The organism is Harryflintia acetispora, assembly GCA_004340125.1.
GTDB classification, from domain to species: domain Bacteria; phylum Bacillota; class Clostridia; order Oscillospirales; family Ruminococcaceae; genus Harryflintia; species Harryflintia acetispora.
This window is the reverse complement of record SLUK01000001.1, coordinates 322,521-346,035: the sequence shown is the minus strand read 5'-3', so window position 1 is coordinate 346,035 and position 23,515 is coordinate 322,521. Positions and strand designations below refer to the sequence as shown.

Annotated in this window: 21 protein-coding genes; 8 read left to right on the top strand and 13 right to left on the bottom strand. The window is 63.0% G+C overall.

The features are described 5' to 3' along the window. Positions 1-66: 66 nt before the first annotated feature. Positions 67-1,452, bottom strand: coding sequence for a bifunctional UDP-N-acetylglucosamine diphosphorylase/glucosamine-1-phosphate N-acetyltransferase GlmU (gene glmU / locus EDD78_RS01630; RefSeq protein WP_286170664.1), 1,386 nt, complete (start codon positions 1,450-1,452; stop codon positions 67-69). A gap of 362 nt (positions 1,453-1,814) precedes the next feature. Between glmU and ppdK the strand changes: the two genes are divergently transcribed. Next, positions 1,815-4,442 (top strand): pyruvate, phosphate dikinase, encoded by a 2,628-nt coding sequence (gene ppdK / locus EDD78_RS01625; RefSeq protein WP_079698220.1) that lies wholly within the window; start codon positions 1,815-1,817, stop codon positions 4,440-4,442. A gap of 238 nt (positions 4,443-4,680) precedes the next feature. Here ppdK and EDD78_RS01620 read toward each other — a convergent pair whose 3' ends face one another. Next, the gene (locus EDD78_RS01620) at positions 4,681-4,908 is read right to left on the bottom strand and encodes a helix-turn-helix domain-containing protein (protein WP_079698221.1); all 228 of its coding nucleotides are present in this window, start codon (positions 4,906-4,908) and stop codon (positions 4,681-4,683) included. Between the two features lie 80 nt (positions 4,909-4,988). Between EDD78_RS01620 and EDD78_RS01615 the strand changes: the two genes are divergently transcribed. After that, positions 4,989-5,222, top strand: coding sequence for a hypothetical protein (locus EDD78_RS01615; RefSeq protein ID WP_079698222.1), 234 nt, complete (start codon positions 4,989-4,991; stop codon positions 5,220-5,222). Positions 5,223-5,582: 360 nt separating this feature from the next. Here EDD78_RS01615 and EDD78_RS01610 read toward each other — a convergent pair whose 3' ends face one another. The 6 genes from EDD78_RS01610 to dusB all read right to left on the bottom strand — a co-directional run bounded on the left by EDD78_RS01610 (position 5,583) and on the right by dusB (position 11,583). Then, the gene (locus EDD78_RS01610) at positions 5,583-6,137 is read right to left on the bottom strand and encodes a flavodoxin family protein (protein ID WP_132083666.1); all 555 of its coding nucleotides are present in this window, start codon (positions 6,135-6,137) and stop codon (positions 5,583-5,585) included. Beyond that, on the bottom strand, positions 6,134-6,625 hold the full coding sequence (locus EDD78_RS01605; protein ID WP_079698224.1) for a nucleoside deaminase: 492 nt from the start codon (positions 6,623-6,625) through the stop codon (positions 6,134-6,136). The genes EDD78_RS01610 and EDD78_RS01605 overlap by 4 nt, the downstream gene beginning before the upstream one ends. Positions 6,626-6,640: 15 nt before the next feature. Beyond that, complete coding sequence (locus tag EDD78_RS01600) at positions 6,641-7,669, bottom strand: CPBP family intramembrane glutamic endopeptidase (RefSeq protein WP_132083664.1); 1,029 nt, start codon at positions 7,667-7,669, stop codon at positions 6,641-6,643. 88 nt (positions 7,670-7,757) lie between these two features. Continuing rightward, positions 7,758-9,155 carry an MATE family efflux transporter gene (locus EDD78_RS01595; RefSeq protein WP_079698226.1) on the bottom strand — a complete coding sequence of 466 codons (1,398 nt, stop codon included), beginning with the start codon at positions 9,153-9,155 and terminating at the stop codon, positions 7,758-7,760. Positions 9,156-9,196: 41 nt separating this feature from the next. Next, complete coding sequence (locus EDD78_RS01590; RefSeq protein ID WP_132083663.1) at positions 9,197-10,591, bottom strand: MATE family efflux transporter; 1,395 nt, start codon at positions 10,589-10,591, stop codon at positions 9,197-9,199. A 20-nt stretch (positions 10,592-10,611) separates the two neighbouring features. Continuing rightward, positions 10,612-11,583: a tRNA dihydrouridine synthase DusB gene (gene dusB / locus EDD78_RS01585; RefSeq protein WP_079698228.1), complete on the bottom strand. Its 972-nt coding sequence runs from the start codon at positions 11,581-11,583 to the stop codon at positions 10,612-10,614. Positions 11,584-11,742: 159 nt separating this feature from the next. On the opposite strand from dusB, the gene polA reads away from it, so the two are divergent. The 6 genes from polA (at position 11,743) to EDD78_RS01555 (ending at position 18,397) form a co-directional block, all read left to right on the top strand. Beyond that, positions 11,743-14,409, top strand: a complete 2,667-nt coding sequence (gene polA / locus EDD78_RS01580) for a DNA polymerase I (protein ID WP_132083661.1) — start codon at positions 11,743-11,745, stop codon at positions 14,407-14,409. Then, positions 14,396-14,845: a ribosomal protein S18-alanine N-acetyltransferase gene (gene rimI / locus EDD78_RS01575; protein WP_079698230.1), complete on the top strand. Its 450-nt coding sequence runs from the start codon at positions 14,396-14,398 to the stop codon at positions 14,843-14,845. Before polA ends, rimI begins: the two co-directional genes overlap by 14 nt. A gap of 24 nt (positions 14,846-14,869) precedes the next feature. Beyond that, positions 14,870-15,886 carry a tRNA (adenosine(37)-N6)-threonylcarbamoyltransferase complex transferase subunit TsaD gene (tsaD, locus tag EDD78_RS01570; protein ID WP_132083859.1) on the top strand — a complete coding sequence of 339 codons (1,017 nt, stop codon included), beginning with the start codon at positions 14,870-14,872 and terminating at the stop codon, positions 15,884-15,886. A 98-nt stretch (positions 15,887-15,984) separates the two neighbouring features. Then, a complete protein-coding gene (locus EDD78_RS01565) occupies positions 15,985-16,941 on the top strand; it encodes a DMT family transporter (protein WP_165873063.1) in 957 nt (318 codons plus the stop codon). A 70-nt stretch (positions 16,942-17,011) separates the two neighbouring features. Then, entirely contained in the window at positions 17,012-17,944 is a 933-nt protein-coding gene (locus EDD78_RS01560; protein ID WP_132083657.1) for a DMT family transporter, read from the top strand. Positions 17,945-18,037: 93 nt separating this feature from the next. After that, positions 18,038-18,397, top strand: a complete 360-nt coding sequence (locus EDD78_RS01555; protein WP_079698233.1) for a hypothetical protein — start codon at positions 18,038-18,040, stop codon at positions 18,395-18,397. Between the two features lie 43 nt (positions 18,398-18,440). Here the strand turns inward: EDD78_RS01555 and EDD78_RS01550 are convergent, their stop codons facing one another. From EDD78_RS01550 to nadE, 5 genes are all read right to left on the bottom strand, one after another. Then, positions 18,441-19,025 carry a class I SAM-dependent DNA methyltransferase gene (locus tag EDD78_RS01550; protein ID WP_132083655.1) on the bottom strand — a complete coding sequence of 195 codons (585 nt, stop codon included), beginning with the start codon at positions 19,023-19,025 and terminating at the stop codon, positions 18,441-18,443. Beyond that, positions 19,026-19,571 (bottom strand): ECF transporter S component, encoded by a 546-nt coding sequence (locus EDD78_RS01545; protein ID WP_079698235.1) that lies wholly within the window; start codon positions 19,569-19,571, stop codon positions 19,026-19,028. It lies immediately after the preceding gene. A 406-nt stretch (positions 19,572-19,977) separates the two neighbouring features. Beyond that, on the bottom strand, positions 19,978-21,336 hold the full coding sequence (locus tag EDD78_RS01540; protein ID WP_132083653.1) for a PFL family protein: 1,359 nt from the start codon (positions 21,334-21,336) through the stop codon (positions 19,978-19,980). Between the two features lie 24 nt (positions 21,337-21,360). Beyond that, positions 21,361-21,630: an ACT domain-containing protein gene (locus EDD78_RS01535; RefSeq protein WP_079698237.1), complete on the bottom strand. Its 270-nt coding sequence runs from the start codon at positions 21,628-21,630 to the stop codon at positions 21,361-21,363. 28 nt (positions 21,631-21,658) lie between these two features. Further along, positions 21,659-23,440 (bottom strand): NAD(+) synthase, encoded by a 1,782-nt coding sequence (gene nadE / locus EDD78_RS01530; protein WP_165873062.1) that lies wholly within the window; start codon positions 23,438-23,440, stop codon positions 21,659-21,661. Between the last annotated feature and the right edge of the window lie 75 nt (positions 23,441-23,515).

Genomic DNA, 23,515 nt, shown 5'->3' with positions numbered 1-23,515 from the left:
TACCACCATTTCCTTTTATGTATTGCACTTTACGCCGCCCGCCCGGGCGGCGACAGCTTCCCTACCCTACCGCTTTTTGATCCTGAATTTCTGCGCCCAGCCGGGCTTTACCACCTGCCTTGCGCGCGCAATGGCCAGCGCCCCGTCCGGCACGTCCTCGGTGATGGTGGAGCCGGACGCGGTGTACGCGTTGTCCCCGATACGCACCGGGGCGACCAGGCTGTTGTTGCAGCCGACGAAGGCGTCGTCCCCGATGACGGTGCGGTACTTGCGGTTCCCGTCGTAATTGGCGACGGCCACCCCGCAGCCGAAGTTGCACCGCGCGCCCACGTCGCTGTCCCCGATATAGCTCAGGTGCGCCACGCTGGTGCGCTCCCCGATATGGCAGTTCTTGAGCTCCACGAAGTCCCCGATCTTGGCCCCGTTCGCCACCACGCAGTCCGGGCGCAGCTGGGTGAACGGGCCGATCCTGGCCCCGTCCCCCACCCTGGAGGAATAGATCTGGCTGGAGTTGATGAGCGTGCCGTCCCCGATCACGCTGCTGTCGATCAGCGAACCGCCGGTGATGGTGCAGCCCTTGCCGATGGAGGTTTTCCCCTTGATGATGACCCCAGGATAGATCGCGGTGTCCGGGCCAATCTCGGCGTCGGGCGAGATGAGCACCCCGTCGGCGCAGACGATGTCGACGCCCTGTTCCATCAGCGTATCCAGCACCCGCATGCGGGCGATCTCGCCGAGCTTTAAGAGGCCCTTGCGGTCGTTGGCCCCGAGCACGATGTCCCGGTTCGGCGAGCAGTAGGCCCGCACCCGCCGCCCGTCGCGCACCGCCACCTTGACGGTATCGGGCAGGTAGTATTCCCCCTGCACGTTGTCGTTTTCGAGCTTGGGCAGCGCCTCGAGCAGGAAGTCCACCTTAAACCAGAAGGAGCCGGAATTGATCTCCCGGATCGCCCTGGCCGCGTCGTCGGCATCGGCCTCCTCCACGATGGCGGCCACGTTCTTCTGGTTGCGCACGATCCGCCCGTAGCCGGTCGGGTCGTCCACCTCGGCGGTGACCACCGTGACGTCGCACTCCTGCTCGCGGTGCAGCCGAAGCGCGCCCCGAATTGTCTCGTCGTCAATGAAGGGCGCGTCCCCGTTCAGGACCAGCACGTCCCCGCCGCGGTGCGCCTCTAAAAATTCCTTTGCCTGCATGACCGCATGCCCGGTGCCCAGGCGCTCCTGCTGCACCGCAAAATGCGTCGTCCCGTCGAACAATCCGCGGATCTGCTCCCCCTCGGGGGAGATCACCACGCACATCTCGTCGATCTCGGCTTTCTTACACCAGTCCCGCACCCAACAGATCATCGGCTTAAAAAGCACCTCGCTGAGGACCTTGGGCTTTTCGCTCTTCATGCGCTTTCCGTTTCCGGCCGCCAGGATCAGGGCGGCGAGCTTCGAAGAAGACGGCAAATGCAGCACCTCCGCGCATAGTGATTCACCGTTTGGGCCATATTCCCAGAGAAGGGAACCCCAACCGGTGTCATTTCATCCATACTCTCTTTACAGCCTCTTTATTATCGCAATTTTTGGAGGCTTTTTCAAGGGGCAGGGGAGCGAAATTTAACAATTCTTTGAATTCACACAAAAATGCAAAATTTTTTCAATAAAATGTGGAAATGCCGACTGGCTTTTGTTATAATGAAGAAGAGCGTGCAGACAGGCAGCAAAAATGCCGGTCTGCACCCTTTTGGCGGACGGAAAACTGTCGCGGAAGGACTTCCGCATGAACAGGTTTTCAAATAGAGCAGATTAAGATATTGGGAGGTAAAACAATGGCAAAGTATGTCTATCAGTTCTCTGAGGGCAACGGCAAGATGCGCGAGCTCCTCGGAGGAAAGGGCGCGAACCTCGCCGAGATGACCAACCTCGGCATGCCGGTCCCCTACGGCTTCACCGTTTCCACCGAGGCCTGCACCCGTTACTACGACGACGGCAAGGTCATCGCTCCGGAGATTGAAAAGGAAATCTTCGAGCACCTGGGCAAGCTGGAGGAGAAGGCCGGCAAGAAGTTCGGCGACGTGAACAACCCGCTCCTCGTGTCCGTGCGCTCCGGCGCCCGCGCTTCCATGCCCGGCATGATGGACACCATCCTCAACCTCGGCCTCAACGACGAGGTGGTCGAGGGCTTCGCGAAGCTGACCAACAACGACCGCTTCGCTTACGACTCCTACCGCCGCTTCATCCAGATGTTCTCGGACGTCGTCATGGAGCTGCCGAAGTCCAACTTCGAGAAGATCATCGACGAGATGAAGGAGAAGAAGGGCGTCAAGCTGGACACCGAGCTGGACGCTGACGACCTCAAGGAGATGGTCAAGCGCTTCAAGGCCTTCTACAAGGAGCAGAAGGGCACCGACTTCCCCTGCGAGCCCAAGGACCAGCTGATGGAAGCGGTCAAGGCCGTGTTCCGTTCCTGGGACAACCCGCGCGCCATCTACTACCGCAGAATGAACGACATCCCCTCCGACTGGGGCACCGCCGTCAACGTACAGATGATGGTGTTCGGCAACACCGGCGACACCTCCGGTACCGGCGTTGCGTTCTCCCGCAACCCCTCCACCGGTGAAAAGAAGCTCTACGGCGAGTTCCTGATGAACGCCCAGGGCGAGGACGTGGTGGCGGGCATCCGCACCCCGCAGTCGATCGACGAGCTCAAGAACATCATGCCCGAGATCTACGACCAGTTTGTCGGGATCGTGAACAAGCTCGAGGACCACTACCGCGACATGCAGGACATGGAGTTCACCATCGAGAACCGCAAGCTCTACATGCTGCAGACCCGTAACGGCAAGAGAACCGCCACCGCGGCCATCAACATCGCCGTCGACCTGGTCAGCGAGGGCATGATCGACAAGAAGCAGGCCGTCCTGATGATCGACCCCAAGCAGCTCGATGCGCTGCTCCACCCGCAGTTCGACGCGGCCGCCATCAAGAAGGCGCAGCCGGTCGGCAGCGCGCTTCCGGCTTCCCCGGGCGCCGCGTGCGGCAAGGTCGTCTTCTCGGCTGAGGACGCGGTTGCGTTCAGCCAGAAGGGCGACAAGGTCGTCCTGGTCCGTCTGGAGACCTCCCCTGAGGACATCGAGGGCATGAACCACGCCGAGGGCATCCTGACCGTGCGCGGCGGCATGACCTCTCACGCGGCGGTTGTCGCGCGCGGCATGGGCACCTGCTGCGTCGCCGGCTGCGGCGATATCGTGATCGACGAGGAGAAGAAGGTCTTCACCCTCGGCGGCCAGACCTTCCACGAGGGCGACTTCATCTCCCTCGACGGCACCACCGGTAAGATTTACGGCGAGGCCATCCCGACCGTCCCGGCCAGCCTGTCCGGCAACTTCGGCACCATCATGGAGTGGACCGACGAGTTCCGCAAGATGGGCGTGCGCACCAACGCCGATACCCCGAGAGACGCCAAGCAGGCCCGCAAGTTCGGCGCCGAGGGCATTGGCCTTTGCCGCACCGAGCACATGTTCTTCGAGGGCGAGCGGATCAAGGCCATCCGCGAGATGATCTGCTCCAAGACCGTTGAGCAGCGCAAGAAGGCGCTGGCCAAGCTGCTGCCGATGCAGAGGGGCGACTTCGAGGGCATCTACGAGGCCATGGAAGGATGCCCTGTCACCATCCGCTTCCTCGACCCGCCGCTGCACGAGTTCGTCCCGCACGACGAGGCGGACATCCGCGCGCTGGCCGACGAGATGGGCATGAAGTACGAGGAAGTCAAGGCGACCATCGACGGGCTGCACGAGTTCAACCCCATGATGGGTCACCGCGGCTGCCGTCTGGCCGTCTCCTATCCGGAGATCGCCGAAATGCAGACCCAGGCCGTGATCGAGGCCGCCATCAACGTGCAGAAGAAGCATGCTGACTGGAAGGTCGTTCCCGAGATCATGATCCCGCTGGTCGGCGAGATCAAGGAGCTGCAGTTCGTCAAGAAGACCGTCGTCACCACCGCCGACGAGATCATCAAGAAGTCCGGCGTGGACCTGCACTACAAGGTCGGCACCATGATCGAGATCCCGCGCGCGGCGCTCACCGCCGACGAGATCGCGAAGGACGCCGAGTTCTTCAGCTTCGGCACCAACGACCTGACCCAGATGACCTTCGGCTTCAGCCGCGACGATGCGGGCCACTTCCTGGAGTACTACTACCAGAACAAGATCTACGAGTCCGATCCGTTTGCGAAGCTGGACCAGGTCGGCGTTGGCAAGCTGGTGCAGATGGCTGCCAAGCTGGGCCGCGAGACCAGACCGGACATCAAGCTGGGGATCTGCGGCGAGCACGGCGGCGACCCGAGCACCATCGAGTTCTGCTACAAGACCGGGCTCAACTACGTTTCCTGCTCCCCGTTCCGTGTTCCGATCGCCCGCCTTGCCGCTGCGCAGGCCGCGATCAAGTACGACAAATAAGTCTTACGGGATTAATCAGAAAAAGGGCTGTGGAGTGATCCACAGCCTTTTTTTGTCCATGGGGATACCGAATTTAGGGTTTCCAAAGGGTCAAAGACCCTTTGGCGGGTGCGGGCGGAGCCCGCAACCTTTAGCGCCAGCGAAGCGCCGGGAGGGGAGTCAAACCTTCCACTGGAAGGTTTGACGAGGAACCCCCAAGAGGGGGTTCCCTCCACTTTGTCCAAATATCAGGGGAATCCTATTCGCTTTCTTCTTTCCTCGGATAAGGTACCTCTACGTCGGTCAACCCCGCCAAATAGTCCATGCTGGTCCTCAATGCGACCGCAATCCTTTTGCATTGTTCAAAAGTAAAGTGACGCTTGCCATTTTCTAATTTAGCGTAATCGCTTTGATCAATGCCGGTAAGCATCTGCATTTTAATTTGGGTGTATCCTCTTGCTTTTCTCAAGTCCCTCAGTCGACTCATTCAAATCACCATCTATATTATGGCAATTTGACCTATTGACATTAGGGTGTAATTGACCTATTCTATTGAGGGGTGATTTTTTGGACGTTTGTATGGAAATGCTCTGCTGGGAAATGGGAAAGCTCGTTTTGGAAAAGCTTCCTTTGCCGCACACTGATTATTTGAAATTGGTTCAGGACCATGCGGTCCGTGTCTTGGAGGAAATTGTAACGGTTGTTCGTACACCAGACTTGAACGATTTTGAAGTCGTCGAGGAAATTGTTCGAATTCTTGAAAAGCACAACATTTCCGCGGGTTCCTGTCACGATTTTTAAAGTTGCCTATTTGTGGGAACCCCTCTTGGGGTTCCCCTCTCGGACCTCCACCGGAGGTCCGATTCACCCTTCCTACGCTTTTTAAGATTTATGAGGGCTCCTCGCCCTCAAACTCCCCGCCAAAGGGGCGTCGCCCCCTTGGAACCATGTTTTTGCACGCAACAGAAAAGCGCGGCGGATTTTTCCGCCGCGCTTTTTGTCCGTTCTTCGCCACACACATTCAGGACGCGGGCTGAGCATTTCCGGTTTAAACGCTAATCCTTTCGCGTATCGGGAGCGGCGGCTCGCCGCCGCAGGCTGAGCATGGCCACTCTGCACGCTAGTCCTTTCGCGTATCGGGAGTGGCGGCTCGCCACATGCTTAGATGGCTTTGCCCATCTCAAAGGCCTGTTTGAGCCAGTCGCCCTGCTCAATATCGCCCTTGTCCAACACGCTGTCCGCGATCAGCACGCCCCGGTCCTTCCAGCCGAGATAGTCGGTCAGAATCCGGTAGACGTTCTCCACCCCCGCGAATTCGTCGCGCTCGTCGGTGGCCGCTGTCATCAGCAGCACGCTCTCCTTGATTTTGAGCTTGCGCGGGCAGTCGTCCTTATAATACGGATAGAGCCGGTCGCAGACCGACACGATCTGGGAGGGCAGATTGTAAAAATACAGCGGCGCCGCCAGCACACAGACGTCCGCCGACTCGAGCGCCGGGAAAATCGCCTGCATGTCGTCGTCCCGCACGCAGGGGCGCTGCCCCTGCTTCCAGCAGCGCTCGCACGCAAGGCACCCGCCGATCTGTTGGTGGCCCACGCTCACCATGCTCACCTCATGGCCCTGCTCCATCGCGCCCTTGGCAAAGCTCATCGCCAGCATGTCGCTGTTGCCGCCCCGCCGCGGGCTGGATGTGAGCACCAAAATGTTCTTCCTCATTCCTCCTGCGCCTCCTCGCTTGTCACCGTTGTATTGACCGCGCCTTTGCGCTTCGCCTGAAAAAAGGCGCGCAGCGCCCCGGCGCACTCCTCCTCGAGCACCCCGCCCACTGCCTCCGGGCGGTGGTTGAAGGGCAGTGCGAACAGGTCGGTCACCGACCCGCAGCAGCCCGCCTTGGGGTCCCTCGCCCCGTAGACCACCCGGCGCAACCGGGAATTGATGATCGCCCCCGCGCACATCGGGCAGGGCTCCAGCGTCACATAGAGCTCGCACTCGTGCAGCCGCCAGCCGCCGAGCGTTTTACAGGCCTCGTCGATCGCCAGGCATTCGGCGTGCGCCAGCGCACTTTTCCCCGTCTCGCGGCGGTTGTGCGCCTTGGCGATCAGCTCGCCGGATCGTACCACCAGCGCGCCCACCGGCACCTCGCCGAGCGCGGCGGCGGCTTTGGCCTCTTCGAGCGCCAGGCGCATCCATGCACGGTCGTCCATCTTGCCCTCCGTCGATTAAAAAAGATTGAGTATGATCTGCACCACCAGCAAAACCACCACCGCGAGAAGCGGTACCGAGCCGAAGAAGGCGGACAGCTTGCGGCGTTCGGCGCGCGGCACGTCCCGGTGCAGCGGGGTGAAAAACTGGGGCCGGGTGCGCAGCAGGTAAAGCGCCCCGACGACCCCCGCAACCAGGTAAACCACGTTGAGCCCGATATAGGCCCGGCTGACCGATTCCTCCGGCAAGCCCACCAGGAAGAAATTGAGCAGCAGCGGGACCAGGTTGTTGATAAAATGGCAGAGCATGGGCACCAGCAGCGTGCCGGTGCGCAGGGCCAGAAAGCCCAGCAGCATCCCGGTGATGAACGCGTTTGGGAATTGCACCAGGTTGCGGTGCAGCAGGGCGAACAGAAGCGTCGAGCAAAAGAGCGCAAACGGCTCGCCGAAGCGGCGCAGGCTCTGCAAAATGGCTCCCCGGAAAAGCAGCTCCTCGAAGATCGCCGGCATCAGCGCCGAGGAGGCCGCCGCCAGCATCAGCGACCGGACGTTGTCCGCCTCGGGCAGGCCGGGCCCGGTGGGGTGCAGGTTCACCAGCGCCAGCAGCGCGGAGAGCAGCATGGCCACCATTGAGCCGATAACCGAGGAGGCCAGGACCAACCCGGCCGCCGGAAGCGCCTCGCCCGCGCGGGGCAGGCGGCGCGGGAAGACGGTGTGAGCGCCCAGATGCAAAAATGCACACAGCAGCAGGATGGGCAGGCAGTAGCAGATCAGGCTGCTCCAGATGCTGATCACCTCGATGGTGTCGGACGAGGCGATAAACTGGTTGTTATAAATGCGGATGGCCGGGTTCCCCATGCGCATGAGCATGACCACCACCAGCGGCACAAAATTCTGCAATGCCAAAAACGCTATGAGCGTACAACCCAAAGCGTTTGAATAGGCCCGTATCATACTGTTCATATCCGGTTTGCGGGGCCCGTCGGTGAACCCGTAGCCCTGCACGTAGACAAACTCGCGGTCCGGTCCGTCTAGATACTCATTCATGGCAGCACCTGCAGCAATCAGCTTTCGTTAGTTGTATTATACCACAGATTATGCATGAAAAAATAAATGGATTGTAAACAAGGCGTTCCTAACCAACGTCCCGGTACCACTTGCCGCTTCTGAAGCGCAGGAGGTTTAATACCCCGCGCATCCCAAGGTCGGTCGCCATGCCGCACCAGATCCCGTAGATGCCGAGCCCGCAGGGGAAGGCCAGGATATAAGCCGACACCAGGCGGATGCCCCACATGCAAAACAGCGAAACGAAGAACTGGTAGCGCACGTCGCCGCCTCCGCGCATGACACCCACCAGCACGATAGAGGCGTTGAGCAGCGGCTGGATGAGCGCCTCGATGCGCAGCACCCCGCTGGCAAAATGGATGACCTGCGGGTCAGAGGTGAAGATGGACACCAGCGGCTCGGCGAAGATGAAGAGCACCACCAGCATGACCGCACCCAGGATCAGCCCCATGCGGGTGACGATCCGCCCGAAACGAAACGCCATCTCCCGGTCCTCCGCGCCCTTGGCCTGGCCGACTAGGGTGGTGGCGGCGAACTGGATCCCGTTGGCGGGCAGGTAGGAAATCCCCTCGGCGGTGTTGGCGATGGTGTGCGCCGCCAGCGCCACCGTGCCCAGGCGGGAGACCATGGTGGTGTAGATGATCGCCCCAAAGGAAATGGTGAAGCGTTCAAAGGCGACCGGCAGCCCGAAGTAGGCCGCCGTGCGCCAGATGTGCGGGGAAAAGCGCCAGTCCTGGCGCAGGCTGATGTGCGCCTCCCCCTTGCGGCAAAAGGTGGTGATGAGCAGCAACAGCCCGATCGTCCCCATCGAGATGGCCGAGGCGGTGGCCGCCCCGCGCACTCCCCAGCCCAGCCCCGGCAGGGTGATGGGCCCCAGAAAGGACTGGTAGGTCTTGGTGGGGAAGATGAAGAGGGTGTTGAGAATCACATTCAAAACGTTGGTCAGCACGTTGAGCAGCATGGGGGTCTTGGTGTCCCCCGAGCAGCGCAGGATGGCCGAATAGACCGCCGAGCCCATGTGCAGCACCATGATCGAGGAGATGATGCGAAAGTAAGCCCCCGCATCCTCCACGATCCCCGGGTCGGCCCCCAGCCAGACCGGCAGGGGAGAAGCGATCGCCTGGCAGAAGAGGGTGACGAGAATGCCGAAGGAAAACACCGAGAGCACCGCCTGCCGGATCGCCCGGCGGCATTCCTCGTAGTCCCCGGCGCCGATATTCTGCGCCACCTGGATGGAGAAGCCTATCCCGAAGGCGGCGAACAGGCCGTTGAGCATGTTGAGGCAGGAAGCCGTGATCCCCACCGCCGCCGTGGCGTGCGCGCCCAGGGAGCCGACCATCGCGGTATCGACATAGTTGACCATGGTGAGCATGATCTGCTCGATGATCGCCGGCCAGGACAGCAGCAGCACCGTCTGCACCGGATTTTTCCCGAGGCTGAGGACGTTGATCGACTTTTCTGCGGCCAATGAGAACCCTTCCTTCTTCTTTTTGTGCGTCTGTTATCCGGTCAGTGCAGCGCCCCGTACCAGCGGCCGCTGTAAAAGCGCCAGAGGTTGAGGACCCCGCGCATGGCGATGTCCGCCGCCATGCCGCACCAAATCCCGTAAAGTCCCAGATCAAAGACGAACGCCATCAAAAAGGCCACCGGCAGGCGGACCCCCCACATACAGACGAGCCCGACATAGAACTGGAAGCGCGCGTCGCCCCCGCCGCGCATGGCGCCGGCCAAAACGATCTCGCAGTTTTGCAGCGGCTGGACCAGCGCCTCGATCCGCAGAGCCCCCGCGCCCAGCGCGATCACCGCGAGGTCCCGGGTGAAAATCCCCACCAGCCCGCGCGCGCCGAAGAAGAGGAGCGCGAACATCATAACCCCCATCACGATCCCCATCTTGGTGACGATTTTCCCAAACTGGAAGGCCATGTCCCGGTTTTCGGCCCCCTTGGCCTGGCCGACCAGGGTGGTGGCCGCAAAGGAAATCCCCACCGCCGGCAGGTAGGAGATGCTCTCGGCGGTGTTGGCTAAAGTGTGCGCCGCCAGCGCCACCGTGCCGAGATGGGTGACCATCATGGTGAAGATGATCTGCCCGCAGGAGACGGTGACCCGCTCGAAGGCCACCGGCAGCCCGAAACGAAGCGCCAGCCGCCAGACCAGCGGATCGGGCCGCCAATTTTGATGAAAGTCGATGTGCGCCTCGCCCTTGCGCAGGAAGGTGGTGAGCAGCAGCAAGAGCCCCACCGTGCCCATCGAGATGGCCGAGGCGATAGCGGCGCCCCGCACCCCCATCCCGAGCCCTGGCAGGGTGAAGCTGCCGAAGGGGGTGTGGTGGACCGAGGGCTCGAAGATAAACAGGGTGTTGAGGATGATATTCATCACGTTGGTCAGGATATTGAGGAGCATAGGGGTCTTGGTGTCCCCTGAGCAGCGCAGGATGGCCGAAAAGACGGCCGAGCCCATGTGCAGCACCATGACCGAGGTGAGGATGCGAAAGTAGGCCCCTGCCTCCCGCGCCACCTCGGGCGGGGCGCCCAGCCACAGAGGGAGCTGCCCGCCGATCAGCTGACAGACCAGGGTGGTCAGCGCGCCGAAGCCCAGCACCGAGAGCACCGACTGGCGGATGGCCTGGCGGCAGCCCTCGTAGTCCTCGGCGCCGATGCACTGGGCCACCTGCACCGAAAAGCCCACCCCGAAGGCGGAAAAAAGGCCGTTGATCAGCCACATGGTGGAGGTGGTGACCCCCACCGCGGCGGTCGCCTGCGCGCCGATGGCCCCGACCATCGCCGTGTCCACGTAGCCCACCAGGGTGAGCATGATCTGCTCGATGATCGCCGGCCAGGCGAGCAGGATGACCGTATGGACCGGGGAGCGGCCCAGTCCCAGCACATTGACCGATTTTGGCGCCATTGCCTCCACCTCCCGCTCTGCTAATTCTCCTCGGATTGCGCGAGCGCCCGCTCGCACAGACGCTCAAGGTCGCTGTAAACCTCCAGCTGCCCGGCCTCGCGCCGCAGCGCGGCCGCACCGCGCAGCCCCTTAAAATACCAGGCCGCGTGGCTTCTCGCCTCGCGCAGGGCGATGTACTCCCCCTTGTGCGCGACGGCCATCTTAATCTGCCGCAGCAGGATCTCCATGCGCCGCTCCATCGGGGGGGCGGGGAGCAGGGCGCCGTCGCGCAGGTACCGCTCAATCTGGCCGAAGACCCAGGGCGCGCCCAGCGCGCCCCGCCCGACCATGACCAGCGCGCAGCCGGTCTCGTCAAGCATCCGTTTGGCGCTTACCGGGTCGCAGACGTCCCCGTTGCCGATCACCGGGATCGAGAGGCTCTTTACCACCTGCCGGATGGCGGCGAGGTCGGCCCTGCCCGCGTACATCTGCTGGCGGGTGCGCCCGTGCACCGTGACGGCCGCGGCCCCGCTCTCCTGCGCAATGCGCGCCAGCTCGACGGCGTTTTGGTGCTCGTCGTCCCAGCCGAGACGCAGCTTGACGGTGACCGGGATATCCACCGCCCGCGCCACCGCTTCGATGATTTTCCCCGCCAAAACGGGGGTCTTCATCAGGGCGCTGCCCGCCCCGCCGCCCACGATCTTGGGCGCGGGGCAGCCCATGTTGATGTCGATGATATCGGGCGAGAAGCGCAAGGCACTCCTCGCGCAGTCGGCCATCAGGGCGGGCTCGGTGCCGAAAATCTGCACCGCCATCGGGTGCTCGGGCTCCGTCACCTCGAGCAGCAGGGCGGTCTTTTTATCGCTGTAGTGCATCCCCTTGGCGCTGGCCATCTCGCCCACCAGATAGGAGGCCCCGAGCTCCTTGCAGATCGTGCGGAACGAGCGGTCCGCCACCCCCGCCATCGGGGCCAGGGCGGTGTGCCCTTCGATGGTAACATTGCCGATCTGCAAAGAATTTCCCTCCCATTCGCCCCCGTTTTTTTGGAGCGATTTTACACGCGCTATACGAACCATTTTAACGGTTTGCACTTTCAAATGCAAGGGGTTGTTTTTTGTGGTATACTACTTCTATAGATTCGGACCATCCTTAAATTTTGGAGGCAATTTGTCATGAAGCTGCTCTGTCTGGACTCCAACAGCATACTCAACCGCGCGTTCTACGGGATCAAGCTCCTCTCCACCAAGGACGGGGTTTACACCAACGCCATCTTCGGCTATATGAACATCTTCAAAAAGCTGCTCGACGAGGTGCGCCCCGACGCGGTGGCCTGCGCCTTCGACCTGCGCGCGCCCACCTTCCGGCACAAGATGTACGACGGCTACAAGGCCCAGCGCAAGGGGATGCCCGAAGAGCTCGCCATGCAGCTTCCCCTGGTGCAGGAGCTGCTGCAGCATCTCGGCTACAAGATCGTGCAGGTCGAGGGGTACGAGGCCGACGACATCCTGGGCACCTTCTGTGCCCTGTGCGAGCGCCAGGGGGCGGAGTGCGTGATCGCCACCGGGGACCGCGACTCTCTGCAGCTGGTGAGCGAGCAGACCACCGTGCTGCTGGCCTCGACCAAGATGGGCAAGCCCGCCACCACCGTCTGCACCCCCCAGTATATCAAGGAGACCTACGGGATCGAGCCGCGCCAGCTCATCGACGTCAAGTCCCTGATGGGCGACAGCTCGGACAACATCCCGGGTGTCAGCGGAATCGGGGAGAAGGGCGCCCTGGGGCTCATTTCAAAAAGCGGCTCGCTGCAAGCGCTCTACCAGAACCTCGACTCCCTGGGGCTGAGCCCGAAGCTGCGCGAGAAGCTGGAGGCCGGGCGGGAGAGCGCCTTCATGAGCTACGAGCTGGCCACCATCTGCCGCGAGGTGCCGCTGGACGGGGAGCTGTCCCACTATCTCCCCGGCGCGCCGGATTACCCGGCGGCGGCCGGGCTGCTCTCGAGGCTGCAGATGTTTTCCCTCATCAAGCGCCTCGAGATCCCCGAGGGCGCGGCGGCCGCCGCGCCCGCCAGCGAGGAGGCTGTGCCGGCCGCACCGCTATGTAAGGAGGTGGCCGACGGGAGCGCCCAGGACCTTGGCGCGCTGCTGGCGGAGAAGGAGCGGGTGCTGGACCTCTGCCCGCTGATCGCAGAGGACGCGCTGCGCGCCTTCGCCATCGACACGGACGGCAAGGTGCTGCGCTTTACAGAGGATCTGCCGGATTACCAGGCCCTGGCGAAAAAACTGCTGGAGTCGCCCAATCCCAAGCGGGTGCGGGACCTCAAGGCGCTCTACCGCTATGCGTATAAAAATGATATTAATCTACAAAACGTAATATTCGATCTCGAGCTGGCGGCCTATCTGCTCAGCCCGAATTCCACCGAATACACCGTCGGGCAGCTGATGGGCGAATACGCGCTGCCGTCCTGCGAGGCGGTCTTCCCCGACGGGGAGGAGGAGCCCGAGCCCCCGGAGAAGCCAAAGGGCAAAAAGCCGGCCGGCGACCCGCTGCGCGCGCTCTGCCGGGACTGCGCGCAGATGGGCGCGCTCTGCGACAAGCTGCAAAGCGAGGTGGAGCAGGGCGGGCTTTCCACCGTGCTGGACACCATCGAGCTGCCGCTGGCCGGGGTGCTCGCGGCGATGGAGCTCTGGGGCTTCCGGGTGGACGGCGGCGGGATCGAGGAGTTCGGCAAGGCGCTGGACGGCGACATCGCGGGGCTGGAGGAGAGCATCTACGCTTTAGCCGGCGAACAGTTCAACATCAACTCCCCCAAGCAGCTCGGGGAAATCCTCTTCGAGAAGCTCGGCCTGCCCGCCCGGCGCAAGACCAAGAGCGGCTATTCCACCGACGCGGCGGTGCTCGAGTCGCTGGAGGACTATCACCTGATCGTCCCGCAGATCCTCGAATACCGCAAGCTGACCAAATTAAAGTCCACCTATGTGGACGGCCTGCTCAAGGTGGTGGGCCCGGACGGGCGGATCCATTCGGTCTTTAGGCAGACCGAGACGCGCACCGGGCGGATCAGCTCGACCGAGCCGAACATGCAGAACATCCCGGTGCGCACCAAGCTGGGCAGCCAGATGCGCCGCTTCTTCGTCTGCGAGCCGGGCTGGGTGCTCCTTGACGCCGACTACTCCCAGATCGAGCTGCGGGTGCTGGCCCACATCTCGGGGGATAAGGCGATGCGCGAGGCGTTCAAGACCGGCGAGGACATCCACACCCAGACCGCCGCACAGGTGTTCGATCTGCCCCCCCTGATGGTCACGCCCGAGATGCGCTCCCGCGCCAAGGCGGTTAATTTCGGGATCGTCTACGGGATCGGCGCCTTCTCGCTGGCCAAAAACATCGGCGTCTCGGTGGCCGAGGCGGACCGGTATATCAAGAGCTACCTTGCCACCTACAGCGGGGTCAAGCGGTATATGGATGAGACGGTGGAGAAGGCGAAGCGCGACGGCTACGTCACCACCATCCTGGGGCGGCGGCGGTACCTGCCCGAGCTGCAGAGCTCCAACAAGAACATCCAGGCCTTCGGCAAGCGGGTGGCGATGAATACCCCCATCCAGGGGACGGCGGCGGACATCATCAAGCTGGCGATGATCAAGGTCTATAACCGCCTGAAAAAGGAGAAGATGCGCGCCCGCCTGATTTTGCAGGTACACGACGAGCTGATCGTCGAGGCCCCGAAGGACGAACAGGACCGCGCCGGGATGATCCTGCGCGAGGAGATGGAGAACGCCGTCCATCTCGCGGTGGACATGAAGGTGGACCTGGGCGCGGGGGAGAGCTGGTATGACGCAAAGTAGCCTTCGTCCCGCGCGGGAAAGCGACCTGCAAGCGCTCCACGAAATCGAGCGCGCCTGCTTCGGCAGCCAGGGCTGGAGCGAGGAGAGCCTGCGCGCGCTGCTGCAAAACCCGCTTTCCGACGTGCTGGTGCTCGAATCGGACGGAAGGGCCTGCGGCTACGCCGGGATGAACAGCGTGCTGGACGAGGGGTATATAAACGACATCGCGGTGCTGCCCGAATTTCGCCGCCGGGGCTTCGGCCAGGCGCTGCTGGAAGGGCTCATCGCCCGCGCGGGGGAGCGGCAGCTCCGCTTTTTGACCCTAGAGGCGCGGGAGTCGAACCGCGCGGCGCTCGCCCTCTATGAAAAAAACGGCTTCCTGCGCGCAGGGATACGCAGGGGCTTCTACGCGGCGCCCCGGGAGGACGCCATTTTACTGACCCGATATTTTGACTGAGAAGGGATGGACAGCCATATGCCTTTGGACATTCTGGCGATCGAGAGCTCCTGCGACGAAACCGCCGCCGCCGTGGTGCGCGACGGGCGGCAGGTGCTTTCCAACGTGATTAACACGCAGGTGGCCGAGCACGGGAAATACGGCGGGGTGGTGCCGGAAATCGCCTCCCGCCGGCATATCGAGAACATCGTCGGGGTGGTGGACGAAGCGCTGTCCGCCGCCGGGCACACGCCGGACACGGTCGGCGCCATCGCGGTCACCGCCGCGCCGGGCCTGATCGGCGCGCTGCTGGTGGGAGTCAACTACGCCAAGGGGCTCTCGCTGGTCTCGGGGAAGCCCCTGGTGCCGGTGCATCACCTGCGCGGGCATGTGGCGGCCAACTACCTGGCCCATCCGGACCTTGCGCCCCCCTATCTCGCGCTGGTGGTCTCGGGCGGGCACAGCCATATCGTGGAGGTGCTGGATTACACCGGGTATCGGACCATCGGCCAGACGAGGGACGACGCGGCGGGCGAGGCCTTCGACAAGGCCGCGCGGGCGATGGGGCTGCCCTATCCGGGCGGGGTGAGTATCGACAAAATCACCCCCCAGGGTGACCCGCATGCCTTCGAGCTGCCCACCCCGCATGTGAGCGGGAGCGAATACGACTTCAGCTTTTCCGGGCTCAAGACGGCGGTGGTGAACCTTTTACACAACGCGCAGCAGAAGGGCGGGACGGTGCCGGTCCCCGACCTGGCCGCGTCCTTCGCCTATAAAGTGGTGGACATTTTGGTAAACAACACCCTGCGCGCGGCGGAGGATTTCCATTACCGCACCATCGCCCTGGCGGGCGGGGTAAGCGCCAACTCTACCCTGCGCAAGAGGATGGAGGAGGAATGTGCCGGACGGGGGATCGCCCTCTACCTGCCGCCGCTCTCCCTGTGCGGGGACAACGCCGCCATGATCGGCGCGCAGGCTTACTACCAGCTGCAGGCGGGCTACACGGCGGACCTTTCCCTCAATGGCGCGGCCTGCATGGACATCCAGGCCGAATTTTCCTAATACGGACCATTTTCCCAAGGCAGGCCCGGCGGGGGAACGTTTTTTCTTTGGGACAAAGGCCGGCGCTGCGCGCCCTGTTTATGAAAGGAGGACGACAGGTGGAGCAGAAGAACCATATGCAGGGCAAGGCCGAGCTCTGGCTGATCCTGGTGTCGGCCATCTGGGGAAGCGGCTTTATCGGGACGCGGATCGCCATGGACCAGGGCCTCTCACCCTCCTTCGTGCTGATGACCCGCTTCGCCATCTCGGTGCTGATCTTTGGCGCGGTGTTTTACCGGCACCTGCGCCAAACGCTCGACCGCCGGCATCTCATCGCCGGAGCCAGCGCCGGGCTCTTCCTCTTTTTGGGCTACTTCGTACAGACGCTGGGGCTCAAGTACACCACCCCGGCCAACACCGCCTTCCTCTCGTCCACCAGCGTGGTGATGGTCCCCTTCCTGTGGTGGGCGGTGGCCAAGAAGCGCCCCGGGGTACTGACCGTAATTTCCTCGATACTTTGCTTCGTCGGCGCGGCCATCCTCTCGGTGGATTTCTCATCCGGGTTTTCGATCGCCGTCGGCGACCTCTTTTCGCTGATGTGCGCCGTCTTTTACGCCGTGCAGTGCGTGCTGGTCGGACGGTACGTGCTCTACCTCGACGTGCGCACCCTGCTCTTTGTGCAGTTTGGCACCACCACCCTGCTCTCCCTGGTCACCTTCCTGCTGGGGGAGCGGGACTTCGGCTCCTTTTGCTCCCTGCCCGGGATGGCGGCGGTGCTCTATCTCGGGGTCTTCGGCACCTGCGTGTGCTATTTCATCCAGACCTCGGCCCAGCGGTACGTCACCCCGATGCGCATGTCGATCATCATGACCACCGAATCCCTCTTCGGCTCGCTCTTCTCGGTGCTGCTCGGGTACGACAAGCTGACGCTCAGCATGGTCACCGGGGGGCTGATCATCGTGGGGTCGATCCTGCTGCCCGAGCTCCAGGAGCTGCTGCAGCGCCGCGCCCCCGCCCAAAGCGCCACAGGGGAGGAGGCGCCGCCTGCACCCCCTCCCGGCGAAGGAAACGATTGACAACATTTCTCCATTACGTTATAATACGTTATGTACATAGGTGTCTTGAAACAAATGGATAGGAGGCCGTATGCCGAACAAAATGACTACGAGAAGGAAGAGCGAGCTCTCGCTCTGGCTGGTCGCCATTGTATGGGGGACCGGGTTTGTGGGGACCAAGTTCGCGATGGACGCGGGGCTCAGCCCCTCCTGCGTGCTGATGCTGCGCTTCGGGGTGGCGACCCTGACGCTCTGGATCATCTTCCGTAAGCACATCCGCGCCACTCTGGACCGCATCCACGTAAAGAGCGGCGTCTTCGTGGGGGTATTTCTGTTTTTGGGCTTCATGCTCCAGACCATCGGCATGAAGTACACCACCCCGGCCAACAACGCCTTCATCACCGCCACCAACGTGGTGATGGTGCCCTTTTTGTGGTGGTTCCTCATCAAAAAGCGCCCGGGCTGGCAGACCTTCCTCTCTACGTTCCTCTGCTTCGTGGGGGTGGCCATCCTTTCGGTGGACTTTTCCGGCGGGTTCTCGGTCTCCCCGGGGGATCTTTTGACGCTGCTCTCCGCCTTCTTTTACGCGGCCCAGATCGTGCTCACCGGGCGGCTGGTGCTCTCGCTGGACGCCACCACCCTGCTCTTTTTGCAGCTGGGGACCACCACCGTCCTCTCGGCCGTCAGCTTCCTGCTGTTTGATCACGACTTCTCCTCCCTGCTCTCCCTCTCCGGGATCGCCGCCGTGGTCTACATGGGGATTTTCTGCACCTGCCTGTGCTATTTCTGGCAGACCCACGCCCAGCAGTACGTCCCGCCGGCCGAGACCTCGGTCATCCTGGCCTGCGAGTCCCTGTTCGGGACCCTCTACTCCATCCTGCTGGGCTACGACCCGCTGAGTGTGAACATCGTGCTCGGGGGGCTCATCATCTTCGTCGCGGTGCTGCTTCCCGACCTGCTCACGCGCAGGCACCCGCCCGCGCAGGAGCAGGAGGCGGCCGCCGAGGCCGCGGGCGAGCCGTAAAATTTTCATCACAGCCTTGGCAAGCGCCCCGCGCCGTGCTACTATAAGGGAGCAAGCGGGCATTGACCTCCCGACCGGAACGGAGGGATTCTGATGAAGCTCAAGGCACAGGTCATCCGGCGGCGGGACACCGGCCGCCTGACGGGGGAAAACTGCAAGCAGGTCCTGGCGGTGATCGACTACCTGCAAAAGGGGCAGCACCTGCCGCTGGACGAAAAAAACGGCGAGCTGCTCATCCTGCACCTCTGCGACGCGCTCGAGCGGATCGAGCACCGGGAGACCCTGCCCGCCCTCGGCCAGTCGGTCTATGAGGAGGTCACCCGCGAGCCCAATCTCGAGCGGGCGGTCTCGATCTGCCGGGATATCCAGGAGATGATCCCCGAGCTGCAGGCGAGCGAGGCCGAGTACATCATCATGCACGTCGGCGCCATGCTCGGAAATATGAAAAACTAAAAAGTCCCCCGCCGCCCTGGGGCGGCGGGGGACTTTTATTGCTTTACTTCCTGAGCCCGGAGATGAGGTAAAACCCGCTGGTGTCCGCCAGGATGTCCACCGTGAAGTAGGGGGCGAGCTTCTTTGCTTCCTCCTTGGCCGGCAGCAGCCGCTCGGAGAGCTCCTCGACCTTGCCGCCGCTGTGGCGCGCGTTGATGGTCTCCTTGCTCTCGCTGTGGGCGATCATCAGCCGTCCGCCCGGTACGAGCATCTCGTAAACCTTCCCAAAGAGCGCTTCCTTATCCGGGAAGTGGGGGTAGGCGCAGTAGAGGGTCGCGACCTCAAAGCCCCGCTCCTCCACCGAAAAGAGGTCCCCGGCGACGAGGTGCAGGGCGGGGTCGCTGTATTTCTGTCCCGCACGCTCGATCATCCTGTCCGACAGGTCGATCCCCAAGACCTCCCGGGCGCCGTGCGAAAACAGCGCCGGGAAGAGCACCCCCGTGCCGCAGGCGATGTCCGCCACCCGCTTGCCCCGCACGTCGGACAGGGCGACGATAGCGTCCAGCTTTTGCGGGTCATGGGTACAGGTTTCATCCCAGTGCTCGGCCCGCTCGTCGAAAAAGCGCTTGGTCTCCTCGAGTTTGGTCATTTACGCCACCTTCCTTTCCTCCCGCACACGGCCTTCTATCAGCCCGGCGCGCTGCAGCGCCAGCACCAGCAGCGGGATGACAATCAGCTGCAGCGCGATCCCCGGCAGCGCCGTGGCGAACGCGCCCGTCAGAAACGCCGCGAGCCCGTAGGGCTTGCCCGCCACCCCCATGAAGAGGGCGTTCGCCAGCCCCGAAACCAGCCGTCCGCCGAGCATGGCGCCGATCAGGGAGAGGTAGACATTCCGGCCCTGCTTGCGGTAGAGGAGGCCAGTCAGCGCGCCGTAGGCGCAAAGCTCGCACATCATGGCCGGGGCGGTGGGGAAGATGGGGGGCATGCCGGTGATCACGCTCGAGAGCAGCGGGACGATCAGCCCGCAGATGGCCCCGTACTGCCAGCCGCAGATGAAGCCGCACAGCAGCACCGGGATGTGCATGGGCAGCATGACCGGCCCCGCGCCGATGGCGTGGAACATCACCGGCAGCAGCAGCCCGAGCGCCACAAAGAGGGCGGCTAAAATAAGATCGCGGGTGGTTGGCTTTTTCATTACATTCTGTCCTTTCCCTGAGAAAACAAAAAGCACAGCAAAGCAGGGCCGCTTCATGCGGCCGCCTGCCTTACCGGCTCTCGTTTCAATCGCTTTATATTGTGTCGCCGGCCGCCTTCGTGGCGGTCCCAGCTTGTCGACTTTTCCGACAAGCTGCACGAGGCAACCACCAAGCGCTGCGGCTGACGCCTTGCTCCGCCGGTTTCCCCGTGAGGCCCCTTCCCCTCGCAAACCGGCTCCGCAGGCCCGCCGGGCCTGCTCACCGCCGCTTTGCTCTAGAAGTGTCCCTTCGGCGGGCGAAGCTCGCCTGCGGGACCGATTTTCAGTCTTTCGACACACGCCGGCCGCCTTCATGGCGGCCCTATCTTTTTAAAGTATACCAGCGAGCGCAGAGGGAGTCAAGAATTTAGTTCTTGAGGCTCTGGATCGGGGCGGGGATCTGCCCGCCGCGCCGGATCAGCTTCATGGGAGAATAGCGGCTGACCTTCATCACCGGGCCGCTGCCGAACAGGCCGCCGAACTCGAGCTCCTCGCCCTCCTTGTGGCCGATGGCCGGGATGACCCGCACCGCCGTGGTTTTGGAGTTGATCATCCCGATGGCCGCCTCGTCGGCGATGATCCCGCCGATCACCTCGGCCGGGGTGTCACCCGGGATGACGATCATGTCCAGCCCCACCGAGCAGACGGCGGTCATCGCCTCGAGCTTCTCGATACACAGCGCCCCGCAGCGCGCCGCGTCGATCATCCCCGCATCCTCGCTGACCGGGATGAATGCGCCCGAAAGCCCGCCCACACGGGACGAAGCCATCACGCCGCCCTTTTTGACCGCGTCGTTGAGCATGGCCAGCGCCGCCGTGGTGCCGCAGGCGCCGCAGCTCTCCAGCCCGATCTCCTCGAGGATGTGCGCCACCGAGTCGCCCACCGCCGGGGTCGGCGCCAGCGAGAGGTCCACGATCCCGAAGGGGATGCCAAGCCGCCGCGAGGCCTCGCTGCCCACCAGCTGGCCCATGCGGGTGATCTTGAAGGCGGTTTTCTTGATGATGTTGGCGATTTGTGTGAGGTCGTAGTCGTCCGGGGCATTTGCAATCGCCGCGCGCACCACGCCCGGGCCCGAGACGCCGACGTTTAAAACGCAGTCCCCCTCGCCCACGCCGTGGAAGGCGCCGGCCATGAAAGGGTTATCCTCCACCGCGTTGCAGAAGACCACGATCTTGGCCGCGCCGAAGCAGCAGTTGTCGGCCGTGAGCTTGGCGCTCTGGAGCACGATGTCCCCCATCAGGGCGACCGCATCCATATTGATCCCGGCCCTGGTGGAGCCCACGTTGACCGAGGAGCAGACCACGTCGGTCTCGGCGAGCGCCCGCGGGATCGAGTCGATCAGCTCGCGGTCCCCGGCGGCAAAGCCCTTTTGCACCAGGGCCGAATACCCGCCGATGAAGTTGACCCCGACCGCCTTGGCGGCCTGGTCCATGGCCTTGGCATAGCGCACCGGGTCCCCGCCGCTGATCCCACAAAGCAGGGCGATCGGGGTGACCGACAGGCGCTTGTTGATGATCGGGATCCCGTATTCCTTCTCGATCGCCTCGCCGGTGCCGACCAGGCGCTCGGCCCGGTGGCAGATCTTTTCGTACACCTTCTGGCAGCTGCGTTCGATGTCGCTGTCCGCGCAGTCCAAAAGGGAAATTCCCATGGTGATGGTGCGGATGTCTAGGTTTTCATCCTGGATCATCCGGATGGTTTCGAGTATTTCAGTGTTGTTGATCATGACGGATGTTTCCTTTCCCCTGCGCTAGATGCGGTGCATCGAATTGAAGATGTCCTCGTGCATGACGTGGATCATCAGCCCCTGCCCCTCGCCCATGCGGCGCATGATGTCGGCAAGCTCGCTGAGCCCGCAGGTGAGGTGGTCGATGTCCACCAGCATGATCATCGCGAACATGTCCTGCAGCACGGTCTGGCTGACCTCCGCGATGTTGGCGTTGTACTTGGCGCACTCGTTGCTGACCTTGGCTAAAATCCCCACGGTGTCCTTACCGGTGACTGTGATGACTGCTCTCATATGTTCTTTGTTCCTTTCTGTGATGGCGTTATTCTTCCCCGCGCGCCAGCTCGTCGAGAAAGACCTGCGGGTTCATGTCCGACGGGATATAGAATCCGCAGAGGTTCGGCCTGCAAATCTCGGCGCTGTCCGGCGCACAGGAGCGTTTAAACTGTTGGGTATAGAAGCGGCGGATGAAAATCCCCAGCTTATCGCGGATGAAGGCGGGATCGTATTCCCCGGCGAAGGCGATCGAGGCGTAGTTGTAGACCTTGAGCGGCGCGAAGTGGTAGCGCAGGGTATAGTGCAAAAAGAAGTCGTGCAGCAGGTAGGGCCCCAAAATCTCCTCACTCTTCTGGTGCTGCTCCCCGCTCTGGGCCGGGGGCAGCAGCTCGGGGCTGACCGGGGTGTCCAGGATGTCCTGCAGCGTCTCGCCGACGCCGGGCAGCCAGTCCCGCTGCGCGATCAGGGCGACCAGCTCCCGGATGGTGGTCTTATTGAGGCAGATGTTGACGTTGTACCCCGCCAGGTGGTCCCCCCCGAAGGTGGAAAACCCGAGCGCCGCCTCGGAGAGGTCCCCGGTCCCCACCACCAGGCCGTTTTCCTGGTTGGATAGATCGAACAGGATCTGGGCGCGCTCGCGCGCCTGGGCATTTTCATAGACCGCGTCCCGCTTGGCCGGGTCGTGGGCGATGTCCTCGAAATGGGAGGATACGGCATTGCGGATCGGGATGTCCCGCGTCTCGATCCCCAGCTGCTCCATCAGCAGCAGGGCGTTGTAGTAGGTGCGGTCGGTGGTGCCGAACCCCGGCATGGTCACCCCCAGGATCCTCTGGCGGGGATAGCCCAGCAGGTCGCACGCCCTGGCACAGCAGAGCAGCGCCAGGGTGGAATCGAGCCCCCCCGAAACCCCGAGCACCAGCCGCTCGAGCCCGGTGTTGTCCAGCCGACAGGCAAGGGCGCGCGTCTGAAGCGTGAAGAGCTCCTCGAGGTAGCGTTCGCGCTCGCCCGGCTTGTCCGGCAGGTAGGGCGTGCGCGAGACCTCGCGCAGCAGCCCGGCCTTCGCTCCGGTGCAGGGATGGGCGCACAGCGCCTCGCGCTGGCGCTGCGGGGCCGGACGGGCGGCGCGCAGCAGGTCGCAGTCAAAGTCGTGGTAGAGGGCGATCCCCTCCTGCTCGGCGCACTTCTGCGCGAGCAGGTTCCCCTCCTCGGCCACCAATATGTAGCCGCCCCACAGATGCGGCGAGGAGGTGTCCCCCACCCCGCCGTTGACCGCCGCCACGGCGCACGAGGCCGCCGCGGAGAGCGCGCACATCCCCTTGGCCGCCGCCCGGCGGCTGCCGGCATAGACCGGCTCATAGGAGGGGACCAGCACCAGGTCGCACCCGCTGTCCTCCACCTGCGGCAGGTAGTGCGGCAGCCTATGGGGATCGCAGGGCAGCACGGTGAACGAGAGGTCCCCCACCCGAAAGAGGGGAAGCTCCCCCTCATCGGGGGAAAAGCAATAGAGCTCCCCCTTGTAAATCACCGCGCCCGCCTCATAGGGAATCCCGTTTTTCTGCAGGGGCAGGGTGAGCACCAAAAAGCTCTCCAGCTCCTTGGAGCGCAGCAGCAGCCCGTTTAGGGCCTCCTCGCAGGCGGCCAGCAGCGTTTTGGAGCGCATGAGCTCCCCCGACGAGGGCGGGCAGAGCGCGAAGCGGGGCAACAGCACAATGTCCGCCGCCGCGCTGCCCGAGTCGGACAGCAGGTCCAACAGGTCCTCCAGCGCCGCCATCGGGTTGGCGGGCGGGGTGCGGTTGACCAGCCCCAGAAGCCGTATGATCGAATTCATCGCAGGCACCATCCTTTCCTGCTTTTACGAAAAGTTTGTTGCCTCTATCTTAGCACACTTTTTACAATCTATAAA